The sequence below is a fragment of the Polaribacter sp. L3A8 genome (genome assembly GCF_009796785.1).
Taxonomy (GTDB): Bacteria; Bacteroidota; Bacteroidia; order Flavobacteriales; family Flavobacteriaceae; genus Polaribacter.
Genome location: NZ_CP047026.1, coordinates 1,524,623 through 1,537,815, shown reverse-complemented (window position 1 = coordinate 1,537,815; position 13,193 = coordinate 1,524,623). Strand labels below are relative to the sequence as shown.

Here is a 13,193-nt window from a genome sequence, read left to right as displayed (position 1 = left end):
TGTTATCCATAAATTTAGTTTAAACGTATTTTTATTCTTTTAATCGCAGGGCGATAGCCAAGGGTTTAATTCCCTGAAGCTTGCCTCGAAATAAAATAACATGTTTCTGAAGCATACCTCGTACCCTTGGGGCGAGATTGTTGATTAAGTTCTCTCAATTCAAAATTTAATTTTTAGTTTATGTCAATAAATAAAAGAAGTATTGTACTCTATTTTTTAATGTTCATTTTTAATTTTACTTTATTTTCTCAAGGAAAAATTGAAGGAAAATTAGAAAAATGGAACAAAGTAACCATTCATTTTGATTATAAAGAATTTAGCGAAAACGATGAAGACAATCCTTTCTTAAATTATAGATTAAATGTAACTTTTAAAAACGGAGATGAAGAAATCACAATTCCTGGTTTTTTTGCTGCGGATGGAAATTCTGCAGAAACAAGTTCTAAAAAAGGAACTGTTTGGCAAGTGCGTTTTATGCCTAATAAAATAGGAAAATGGACTTATAAAGCTTCTTTTAAAAAAGGAAATGAAATTGCTATAAATGATGATGAAAAAGCAGGGGAATCTGTTGGTTTCGATAACGAAACCGGAAGTTTTGTAATAAAAGAGAGTGCAGATAGAACCAATGGACGATTAATTTACAAAGACGAACGTTATTTGTATTATTCAGAATCTAACAAACCATTTTTAAAAGGTGGTGCAGATAGTCCAGAAAACTTTTTGGCGTATTATGAGTTTGATGAAACTCCAGCAACTCATAAGTATCAACCACATTTTAAGGATTGGAAAGAAGGTGATCCAACTTGGCAAAACGGAAAAGGGAAAAACATTATTGGAGCATTAAATTATTTGGCATCTAAAGGAATGAACTCTGTTTATTTTTTAACAATGAATGTACAGGGAGATGGAGATGATGTTTGGCCTTGGACTACTAAAAATGACAGAACTCGTTTTGATACAAGTAAATTAGATCAATGGGAAATTGTCTTTGATCATATGGATTATTTAGGTTTGATGTTGCATATTGTTACTCAAGAAACAGAAAACGAATTGTTATTAGATATTGGTGAGTTAAAAACGCAACGTAAATTATATTACCGAGAATTAATTGCAAGATTTGCACATCATTTAGCAATTACCTGGAATTTAGGAGAAGAAAATGGCCCTGTCTATTGGTCTCCAAAAGGACAAAATGATGCCGATAGAAAAGCAATGGCAAAATATATTAAAACACATGATTCTTATCAGAATTTTGTGGCTTTACACACACATTCTATTCCAAAAGAGCAAGATTTGTATTTAGAGCCTTTGTTAGGCTATGAGTTTTTAGACGGTTCTTCTATGCAAACAAATAGTCCAGATTCAATTCATAATATCACTAAAAAATGGGTTAATGAATCTCAATTAACCAGAAAAAAATGGATTGTTACACAAGATGAAATCGGGCCTGCTGAAATAGGAGCAAAACCAGATGCAGATGATCCTGATCACGATAATATAAGACATAAAGTTTTATGGGGAAATTTAATGGCTGGTGGTGCCGGAGTAGAGTGGTATTTTGGGTATAAATATGTGCACAATGATTTAAACTGTGAAGATTGGAGATCAAGAGAAAACGTTTGGAACCAAACAAAACACGCATTAGAATTTTTTAATAAGTACTTATCTTTCGATAAAATGCAATCTGCAGATGGCTTAACAGATAATCCAAATGATTATGTTTTTGTAGAAAATGATAAAACGTATGCTATTTATTTACCAGAGGTAAAAGAAACTAAAATCAATTTATTTGGTGCACCCAAAAAGTACACAGTTAAATGGTACAATCCAAGAACTGGCGGAAAACTAGTAAACGGTTCTATTAAAAAAATTACAGGTGGAAGTGAAAAATCAATTGGTTTTCCACCAAATAAAGATAAAGATTGGGTTGCACTGATTATAGCAATCAAAAATGAAAAAGAAAGTCCGAATGAAAATGAGCAAAAAATTATCAGTTTAAATGCGATTCAAGATTTTGATCTATTAAAAAATGATGGTTTAGAATATTACAAAGATTTTCCAAACAACGTATTGGCAATTGAAGCATCAGAAGAAAATAATAGAGACAAATTTGCAACGGCAATTGCTAAATTTAAAGGAGTTACAGGTATTTATAATTTTACTTTTGTAACTACCGCAGAAAATGATGGGGAATCTGAATATGTAATTAAAATTAATGGTACTGCTTTAGATACTATTAAAAACCCTAGAGTTTCTGAAGATTTTAAAAATGTTAGACACCAAATTGAGAATGTCTTTTTACATGAAAATGATATCCTAGAAATAACCTCTAAGGCAGTTACCAATGGTTTAATTCCAGAAGGAAAGGAAACAGCTTGGTCTAGAGGAAGATGGAATTCTATTACTTTTACTCCTAAAGATTATTCGTTGCTAAAAATACTAGCAGACACAAAATCTTTTGAAGAAAAAGACGGAATGTTAGAAATTGAAGCTGAAAATTATCATTATAAAAATAACAACAGCACAAAGAGAAATTGGGTTGTAAGATCTTTGGATGATAAAATAAGCGGAGAAAACTATAGTAATTCTGCTAATAAAAACAGTTATATCCAAGCATTACCAGATACAAGGGTTACACATGATGATACACTTATTTTAGGTGAAAATTTCTTTCCGGTTTCGGGTACAGGAGGTGTGATTTCTTATAAAATAAAAATAAATAATCCCGGAAAATACTATATTTGGGTGAACGCACTTTCTACCGGTACAGAAGATAATGGAGTACATGTTGGTTTTAATGAAAATTGGCAAGAAAGCGGCGCAAGAATGCAATGGTGCGATGGTAAAAATGAATGGACTTGGTCTTCTGCACAAAGAATGACAGATAATCATTGTGGTACAGAAAAAACAATTTACTTAAACTTTGATAAATCAGGAGAATACGTGTTGTCTTTTTCTATGAGAGAAGATGGTTTTAAAATGGATCGTTTTATTCTAACAAAAAACAGTAAATTTAGTCCTAATTAAAATTCAATATTATGCAACTTAAATGGGGTATTACTTTTATTTTGTCTTTATGTACATTTTTCTGTGTACATATAGAGGCACAAAATAAAACGCAAAATTTTAATTTTGAAACAATAAAAGAAGGTATCTCTAAAGTTGGTATTTATACGATTATACAAGACAATTACGGTTTTATTTGGATAGGAACAAATGGATCTGGTTTGTATAAATTTGATGGTCTTGATTACACTTCTTACAAGTTTATGCAAGAAGATGCAACCTCTATAAGTAGTAATTTGGTGTTTTCTTCCTATTTAGATAAAGATAATAACCTTTGGGTTGGTACAGAAGATGGTTTAAATCTTTATGATAGGGATTTAGATCAGTTTAAAAAAATATCTGTTGGGTTATTAGATAATGCTAATATATCTGTTTTAAGTATTCTAGAATCTAGAGGTAACCTTTACATTGGTACAAGGTTAAATGGTTTATTTAAGCTTAATTTAAAAACGAATGAAATACAAAGAATAGCTTGTAAAGATAATAGTAGGCCAGCTATAAATAGTATACAAAAGATTAAAAACGGTACTATATTTTTGGGTACAAGTTTAGGATTAAGAAAGTTAGATACTCTAAACTCAACAATTTTAAAACCTAAAAAAATAGAGGATTCCAGTATTTTAAATTTCGCGATACCTATTCAAACTTTATTGGTAGATAATGACAATAATTTATGGGCAGGAAGCTACACCAAAGGTGTTTTTAAGTATCAATTTAAAGATGATAATATTGTTGATTTCTCGCAATTTCCGATAACTGAAAAACGCATCTTATCTTTAGTAGAATTAGCCGATAAAACCTTTCTGTTTGGTTCAGAAAATGACGGTCTTTTTCACATGGATTCTAATGGTGCTTTAATAAAAAACTACCTCTATAATAAAAAAGACAAAAATAGTATCCGTTCAAATTCAATTTGGTCATTATTTGTTGATAAAAGTAAGAGGGTATGGATGGGATATTACAATAATGGAGTTGTAGTTAGTGATCATTTATTTGATAAGTTCGATAACATAGAGAGTTTAGAAAATAATCCAAATTCTTTGCAGATAGGATCTGTTACAGGTATTGTAAGAGATGCTCATGATAAATTATGGATTACGATGGATGGTGGAGGTATTGATGTTTTTGATATTAAAACATCTAAAGTAGACCATATTAATAAAGCTAATGATAAAACATATTCTGGGCTTAACAGTAATCACATTCAAACTATTTTTATTGATAGCAAAAAGAATATTTGGGCAGGAAGTTGGGATAATGGAATTTACGTATTAAAAGACGGATTTAAAAATATTACAAATATCAATATCGAAAGTTCAAATGGAAAATTATTTTCAAATGCCATTTTAAGTTTTGCAGAAGATAAAGATGGTGTTATTTGGATAGGTACTTTTTACACCGGTGTTTATACTTTTAATCCCAAAACACATGTTTTAACATATCAAAATTCACAAGAATTTGCAAAACATGGTATACCTACAAGCGACGTTAGAAAAATATTGGTAGATAATGATGGGGCTATTTGGTTGGGAACAACTATTGGGCTCTTTAAAATAAATAATAACCAAGGTGTATTAAGTGTAAAATCTTTTGTTAACCAATTGTCTAAGTCAAACAACAATCAAAGAAGTTCAACGCACATATTATCTTTATATCAAAGTACCGATAATTACCTTTGGATTGGTACAAGAGGTGCTGGATTATGTAGGTATGATAAAACTAAAGACGAATTTAAATGGTTTAATAAGTTTTCTGGATTAAATGAAGAAAACATTGCAAGTATCATCGAAGATAAAAAAGGTGATATTTGGGTGAGTGGAAATGCTGGAATTACAAAGCTAGATTTAAAAACAAATGAAGTTGTTAATTACACTACAAACGATGGTTTATTATCTGATGATTTTAATTTTAATGCAGTATTAAGAGACGACGAAGGAAAACTTTATTTTGGAAATTATAAAGGGGTAGATTTTTTTAACCCAAAAGACTTAAGTACAAATTCTAGCGTACCTTCTCTTTATTTAACTGGTTTAAAGATTTTTAATAAAGACGTGATTCCTAATGAAGAAAACTCGCCTCTTAAAAAAACTATTACAGAAACATCAAGTATAGAGTTTAATCATGAGCAGTCTGTATTTACCATACAGTATACAGGGATTAACTACACCAGACCAGAAAAAAATCAATATGCTTATTATTTAGAAGGTTTAGAAAAATCTTGGAATTATGTAGGCAATCAAAGAAGTGCTACTTATACCAATTTAGATTATGGAGATTATGTTTTTAAGTTAAAAGCGGCAAATAATGATGGACTTTGGAACGAAAAACCATTAGAATTAAAAATAACAATATTACCACCTTGGTGGAAATCTAACTTGGCTCTGGCTACTTATGTGTTACTTTTTGGATTAGGACTTTTACTTTTAAATAAAATAACAAAAAATAGGTTAAAAGAAAAAGAACTCATTAAAAACGAGCGAACTCAAAGACTACAACAAGAGATTTTAAATAAAAATAAATTACAGTTTTTTACAAATATTTCTCATGAATTTAGAACTCCTTTAACGTTGATATTAAATCCTTTAAAGGATATGATGAGGGATGAAACTTTAAATTTACCCGAAAAAGTAAAGTCTAAACACAGTACTATTTATAGAAATTCGGATAGATTATTTAGGCTTATCAATGAACTAATGGATTTAAGAAAGTTAGAATTTGATAAAGTAAGGGTAAGAGCATCAGAATTAAATTTGGTAGATTTTACCAAGAATATTGTGCTGTTCTTTAAAGAAGAAGCTGCAAATAGAAATATATTTTTGACTTTAGACACCGAAATGTCATTGATAAAAACGTGGGCAGATCAAAATATGCTCGAAAAAATTATCTTCAATATTTTGTCAAATGCAATGAAAGTAACGCCAGACAATGGGGTGATCAATGTAAATTTAATAGACAATGATGAAGACTATATATTACCACTTATTTCATCAACCAAAGCAGTAAAAGTAGTAGAGATTGTAATATCAGATACAGGTAAAGGGTTAGAAGAGGATCAGGTAGATAAAATATTTGAAAGATTTTATCAAGTAGAAAGTCTTAATAAAACTTACTATGGCGGAACGGGTATCGGGCTAGAAGTAGTTAGTAGTTTTGTTAATTTACATAAAGGTAAAATAGAAGTAACTAGTAAAATAGATGAAGGAACTACCTTTAGAATAATTTTACCAAAAGGAAAAGAGCATTTTACTAAAGATGAAATTAAGAGTTTTAAAGCGGAGTCAGATCTTCCTAAAAAAGAAATAAACTTTATCCCAGAAAATAAAATTTTGGGATCAGAAGAGCAAGAAGAGATTGAAAAAACAACCTCTAAAAAGTATACTATTTTAGTGGTAGAAGATAATACAGAGTTAAGAAATTATTTAAAAACAGAATTAAGTAAAACCTATAAAGTTTTATTAGCAAATAATGGTTTAGAGGGATTAAAAATTGCAGAAAAATCCTTTCCAGATGTTATTCTAACAGACGTTATTATGCCAGAAATGGATGGTTTTGAGTTTTGTAAACGTATTAAAACAGATATTAAAACAAGTCATATTCCTTTATTAATGCTTACTGCAAAAGCAAGAATTGATGATCGTATTGAAGGAATAGAACATGGCTCTGATGCCTATATGACCAAACCATTCGATATGCGTTTGCTCACGTTAAGACTGTCTCAATTAATTACCAGTAGAAAATTAATTTTTGATAAATACTTTAGTGAAGTGAGTGGTGCAAAAGAGAACACAAATGCTACCTCTATAGACAAAGAATTTATTAATAAAGTTTTGGCATACATAGGTGAAAATATTAGCAATTCTAGTTTAAGTGTAGAAGAATTAGCCAATGAATTGAACTTAAGTAAAAGTCAATCATACAGAAAAATAAAATCTTTAACAGGGCAAACTCCAAACGAACTGTTACGAAGAATTAGATTAGAAAGAGCATATCAAATATTAGAAACAGGTTCTGCATTTATAAGCGAGGTTGGTTTTAAAGTTGGTTTCTCTTCTGCGTCTTATTTTACAAAATGTTTTAAAGCACATTTTGGAATGCTTCCAACGGAGGTTGTTATCAAAGAAAAACAATAACTCTTTCCTTTTTATTTCTTAAATGTAAAATTAGCTACTAAAAGCTAATATAGATAGTGTTTTTGTGCTATTTTACCTCAAAAAGAGCCAAAATTAACATAGCATGCATTCTTTCTTTTACTCAAAAGTACATCAACTTTCTATATTTGGAGAGTAGTATGAGTTAATTATGCAGAAAAAATATCCCATAAGAAATATCATTATAGAAATAGTAATCGTAGGTATTTTAATACTGTTACTAGTTTTAATATTTAATTAATGACCTTGAATAAAACTAAAACAAATATCAAAAAACTAAAACCTAAAGGTGCTTTTATTATTTGGTTATTTCTTGTTTTTTCTTGTAGTAAAAAAGAAGCTGAATTTAAATTTCAAAATCAATCTTTATCAACAAAAGAAAGAGCGGTAGGTTTAATTAGTCAGTATGTTCTGTATCGCAATTAATTACAATTAATGCAATATTAGTTATAGTATATGCTTTATTTCAAATATTTATTTATTTAAGATTTCTTTAATATTGAGGAGCAACTCAGCAACCTACAAAACTAAATATATAACAGTGCTTTTATAAAGGGCAATTAATTTAACATTTATGAAGTAAAAACAATGAAATGATGTATTAGTTAGATTTAAGCCATGATAAGTAGAAACTCTACGAATGATTTTGGCTAGTTAAAATAAATATCAACCAAAACTTAAAGACATAAGTGATTAAAAAAGATTTAAATGTATGGAAAAACAAATACTTTATACAAAACAGCTCATTTTCTGTTTTAATTTATGTAGGAAAATGCGGCTCTTTGTATTACTCATTTTTATGTCCCATTTTACTATATGGGCCAATGAGAATCCTCAACAGAATATTACCGTTAAAGGTTTAGTAAATCTGTCTGTAACCGGTGCCAATATACTACAACAAGGTATTGGTAATGTTACAATGATGGATTTTGATTGTATTCTTACTTTGAGTCAGTTTATATTATAATTTTATTAAAATTTAAAACAAAAAATGAAGCAAAAACTAAAAAACGAGAAACCAGTTTCGGGATTTATGTTGTTACTCGCACTTGTTTTCTGCAGTTTTACAGCTGTTAATGTGCAAGCACAGGAAAATATTACGGGTGTTGTCACGGATGTAAATGGACTGACTTTACCAGGTGTAAGTGTGGTGCAAAAAGGGACGACTAGGGGGACAACAACAGATTTTGATGGAAACTATTCTATTGAATTAACTTTGGGTACCAAAACGTTAGTGTTTTCTTATCTAGGATTTAAAACTTTAGAAATACCTGTAACAGGGAGTGCTACAATTAGTGTAGAACTTGTAGAAGATGTAGCTAGTCTAGGTGAAATTGTAATTGTCGGTTACGGTAAACAAAAGAAAGAAAGCGTTGTAGGTTCTATTGTACAGGTTACAGGAGAGAAATTGATGGAGTCTGGCGGTGTGTCTACAGTAGGACAAGCGCTTACAGGGCGTTTGCCAGGTGTTACCACTGTTTCTTCTACGGGACGTCCAGGAGAAGAGTCTCCTGATATTTTTATTCGTGGAAAGAGTAGTTGGAATGGAAGCGGACAGCCACTTATTTTGGTAGATGGTATTGAGCGTAGTATGAATGATGTTAATGCCAATGATGTAGAGAGTATTTCTGTATTAAAAGATGCTTCGGCTACCGCTGTATTTGGTGTAAAAGGAGCCAATGGGGTTATCCTTATCACTACAAAACGTGGTAAAATTGGTAAGGCACAACTTTCTTTAACAGCTAGTTCTACCTTGAAAAAGCCATCTAAATTACCAGGAAAATACGATTCTTATAATGGTATAAAGGTTGCCAATGAATCTATTGAGCGTTCTGTACCTGCTAATGAAGGAGCTTGGAAATTTTATGTGCCTGAGTCAATTGCAGATAGATATAGAAATCCAATTAACGATACTGATAAGTATGTGTATCCCAATGTAGATTGGATAGACGCGACTCAAAAGGACTTTGCCATGGATTATAAGGTAGATCTTTCTGTTAGAGGTGGTACCGAGACTGTAAAATACTTCGGAGCTATTAACTATAACCATGTAGGGGATATTTATGATGCAAATGCCTTTGATACTGGAAGAGGTTATACTACAGAGTTTTCTTACAATCGTTTTAATTTTAGAAGTAATATTGACTTTGATATAACCAAATCTACGCGTCTTTCTGTAAACCTTTCTGGGTATTATGGTGTTCAAGGAGGTACAAGTGTTGATAGATCATTACTTAATAACAGTATTTACGAATTGTCGCCAGACTTGTTTTATCCTTTGTATCCTGATGGTACTTATGGGCGTGCAGACCCTAATAGATACGATGTCCTTAATCCAGCAGTTTCTTTAACAGCAAGAAGTGATGTCAATGAACATAGGGTACAGGTAAATACCGATTTTGTCCTACAACAAAAATTAGATTTCATTACAGAAGGTTTAAGTTTTAGAGGTTCGTTCTCCTTTGATAATAATTTTAGAGGTAATGAAGGAATTAATGACCCTAAAGTTGATGCAGATGATAATGTGGTTTTTAAGATTTATAATGATGATGGAAGCTTTTATTATGTAACGCCTCCAGGTGAAAATCAATTTGATTATGTGGTTCAGCCATGGTCTAGAGACGGTTTGAATATTAATGATAATAATTCTAGTAGACGTTTGTTCTATCAGCTTTCTTTGAATTATGATCGTGTTTTTGGAAATAAGCACACCGTAGGTCTTCTGGCTTTAATGAACAGAGAGGAGTATGCTATTGGAAATATGTTTCCAAGATATAGAGAAGATTGGGTTGCCCGAGCTACCTATAACTATGATAGCCGTTACTTTATTGATGTAAACGGAGCTTACAACGGATCGGAGAAATACGGGCCAGGTTTTAGGTTCGATCTATTTCCTTCTGTAGCATTAGGTTGGATGGTAACTAATGAAGATTTTATGAGCGGAACAAAAAGTTGGTTAAACAAGCTTAAGATTCGTGGTTCTTACGGTGTTGTAGGTGATGATTCTTCAGGTGGTAGATGGGGTTATATTTCTCAATGGGAAAGTGGAGGAAGTGCTTTTTTAAACAACAGTAATAAATGGGATAAATCTCCTTATACGTTTTATAAAGAAGCGATAATCGGAAATCCGAATTTGCAATGGGAAACCTCAACAAAAGCAAATATTGGTTTTGAATTAGCTGCACTAAACAATATGTTCACCTTAGACGTGGATTTCTTTAAGGAGGATCGTGATAATATTGTGATCCCTGCTAATGACCGTAGTGTTCCTAGCTTTTTTGGTTTTCAACCGCCAGATGTAAACCTAGGAAAAACATCTGTAAAAGGTTTGGAGATGGTTCTTAATTATAATAAACAACTTACGGACAATTGGAGTGTTAACGGGAATTTTGCTTACACTTATACCAAGGATGAGATAATATTTAAGGAAGATCCAGAGCTTAGACCTGGGTATCAAAAAGAGGCAGGATTTTCTATTGGCCAACCACGTGAATTAATAAGGGGAGATCTATTGGAGAATTGGGATGATGTATATGGTTCTTATCCTCGCGAGAGTAACCAAAGTGCACGTAGACCAGGTTTCTATGATGAACAGGATTGGAACATGGATGGGTTTGTAAGTGGAGATTATGATCAAGTACCTTTTGGTTATACAGAACGTCCTTTAAATACTTTTAACTTAAGCTTGGGGGCTAACTACAAGAAATTTAGTTTTAGTGTTCAATTTTATGGGGTTAACAATGCAACCAAATCATATCAAGACAGAACATTTGTTGCAGAATCTCATTTGTACTTTGACTTTCTTTCTGACTATTGGAGCAAAGATAATCCTGATGGAGAACACGTTCTTAGTGGATTTAATAATACACAACACAGTACAGATTCTTATAGACAATGGTATGATGCCTCTTTTATAAAATTACAAAACATGGAATTTGCATACACTTTTGATTCTAAAGGAGGTAGCAGTTACAGAGTGTACTTAAACGGAAACAATTTGGCTTTCTGGTCGAAGCTTCCGGATGATAGATTGAGCAATGAAGATGGTAATTTTAGAGGTAGTTATCCTTCGTTTAGGAGAATTAACCTAGGGGTAAATATTAACTTTTAAGAGCGATAACAATGAAAAAAATATTTAAAATAATATGCTGCTTATTTTTGATAGGAACACTTACAGTTTCCTGTGAAGAATATTTAGATAAAACAATTGAAACCGACCTAAGCATCGATGAAGTTTTTCAAGATTTTGACAATTCTCAAGGTTGGGTAGAAGAAATGTATGCTATGATGGTTGATTATGCCGGAGCTTTCTGGCAGTATTACGGCTATTATGGTGAAGAATCTGTGAATAACCGTACTTGGATGTTCGATTTTAGTATAGATCAGGGGGAATACGGTCAATGGGCAAATCTAAGAGGTATCTTTATGATTAACCAGGGTTCGGGTAACGGTAATCCAAAGGATACTAATTCAGACTATCCTTTTGATAGAAGTTCTGTTTGGGTAAGTAGCTGGAAAGGTATTCGAAAAGCAAACATAGCTATTGAAAATGCAGAGACCTTAATGGTAGATGCTACACAACAAGAAAGGGATGCAATTATGGGACAGTCCTATTTCTTTAGAGCGTTTTTTCATCATGAGATTATGAAATTCTGGGGTTCTATACCATATATAGACAGGGTTTTAGAGGACGATTGGCAGTTGCCAAGACCAGCAGAATGGTCTGAAACGGCATTAAAAATAGATGCAGATTTTGATAAAGCCATTGCATTGCTTCCTACAGATTGGGATGATGCAAGTTGGGCTCCTGGAGCGAAGACTAGAGGACAGAATATGTTCCGTATAACCAAAGGTGCAGCCATGGCAATGAAAGGAAAGAATCTTTTATACGCAGCTAGCCCATTGATGCAAGGTAGTAGTGATACTTATGGATATAATAAGGAATTGAGCATGAAAGCTGCTGAAGCTTTGGCTCAGGTAATACAAATGCCTAGATATCAGTTGGTACCTTGGGATAATTATGGTTCTGTGTTCTATTCTGAGAACGGACAGTATCCTTATTCTTCTGAGTTTATTTTAAGTCAACCTGGAAACGTAGGTTGGTATCCTAAGTATTTGCCGTCTATATGGCAGTTAACAGATGTTGCAATGAGTTCTGGTGATACAGGTGCAGCTCCTACCCATAATTATATTCATAATTATTTTGGAATGAAGGATGGTTTGTCATGTGACGATAGTCCTTTGTACGATCCTCAGGATCCTTGGAAAAATAGAGATCCCCGTTTTAACAAATGGATTGTTGTTGATGGTGATCAGTTAATTGATAACATAGGAGCCGCAACTGGCGCTGATGAAGTACACCGATATGCCCAATTATATAATGATGGAGCACACCGTAATCCCAACCAGAATACTGGTTCCTTAACAGGGTATGGAATGAAAAAATGGTCTCCAAGAAATTTCAATAAGTTCGATAATGTAGAAGCATTTGGATGGAGATCTCATGTAAGGCTTACCGATATCTACCTTATGTATGCAGAGGCAGCTGTAATGGCTTATGGCTTAGACGGAAAAGCACCTGGATTCAATATGTCGGCAGTAGACGCTATTAATGCAATACGTGAACGTGCCGTTCCTGACGGAAGTTTAAATGTTAAGCCACAGAATTTAACCAGTGTAAACAAATTTATGGATGAGATCCGTAGAGAAAGAGCCGTAGAAATGAGTTACGAAAACCACCGCTGGATGGATGTAAGACGTTGGAAATTGGGTACAGATATGAAATACCGTTTGAAAACAGGTATTCGTTTTGACAGAAATGCAGCTGGAAAACCAATCAATTTTAGAGAAGAAATAATACGTACTAAAGTTTTTGATGAAAAACATTATTGGTTACCATTTCCTCAGAATGATACGGAATTGTACGAAGGATTCCCACAAAACCCAGGATGGTAAAATCAAAACTGTTTCACTATTTGT

General features: G+C 32.3%; 4 protein-coding genes. All 4 read left to right on the top strand.

Annotated elements, in window-relative coordinates; all coding sequences use genetic code 11:
• Positions 1-180: 180 nt before the first annotated feature.
• The 4 genes from GQR92_RS06165 to GQR92_RS06150 all read left to right on the top strand — a co-directional run bounded on the left by GQR92_RS06165 (position 181) and on the right by GQR92_RS06150 (position 13,169).
• A complete protein-coding gene (locus tag GQR92_RS06165) occupies positions 181-3,027 on the top strand; it encodes a DUF5060 domain-containing protein (protein WP_158838294.1) in 2,847 nt (948 codons plus the stop codon).
• Between the two features lie 11 nt (positions 3,028-3,038).
• A complete protein-coding gene (locus GQR92_RS06160) occupies positions 3,039-7,196 on the top strand; it encodes a hybrid sensor histidine kinase/response regulator transcription factor (RefSeq protein WP_158838293.1) in 4,158 nt (1,385 codons plus the stop codon).
• 1,009 nt (positions 7,197-8,205) lie between these two features.
• Positions 8,206-11,325 carry a SusC/RagA family TonB-linked outer membrane protein gene (locus tag GQR92_RS06155; RefSeq protein WP_158838292.1) on the top strand — a complete coding sequence of 1,040 codons (3,120 nt, stop codon included), beginning with the start codon at positions 8,206-8,208 and terminating at the stop codon, positions 11,323-11,325.
• An 11-nt stretch (positions 11,326-11,336) separates the two neighbouring features.
• Entirely contained in the window at positions 11,337-13,169 is a 1,833-nt protein-coding gene (locus GQR92_RS06150; RefSeq protein WP_158838291.1) for a RagB/SusD family nutrient uptake outer membrane protein, read from the top strand.
• Positions 13,170-13,193: the final 24 nt, after the last annotated feature.

What these genes read in the sequence shown, in the direction of transcription:
- GQR92_RS06160 (WP_158838293.1), top strand. Translation starts at nt 3,039, where the DNA reads ATGCAACTTAAATGGGGTATTACTTTTATTTTGTCTTTATGTACATTT.
- GQR92_RS06155 (WP_158838292.1), top strand. Translation starts at nt 8,206, where the DNA reads ATGAAGCAAAAACTAAAAAACGAGAAACCAGTTTCGGGATTTATGTTG.
- GQR92_RS06150 (WP_158838291.1), top strand. Translation starts at nt 11,337, where the DNA reads ATGAAAAAAATATTTAAAATAATATGCTGCTTATTTTTGATAGGAACA.
- GQR92_RS06165 (WP_158838294.1), top strand. Translation starts at nt 181, where the DNA reads ATGTCAATAAATAAAAGAAGTATTGTACTCTATTTTTTAATGTTCATT.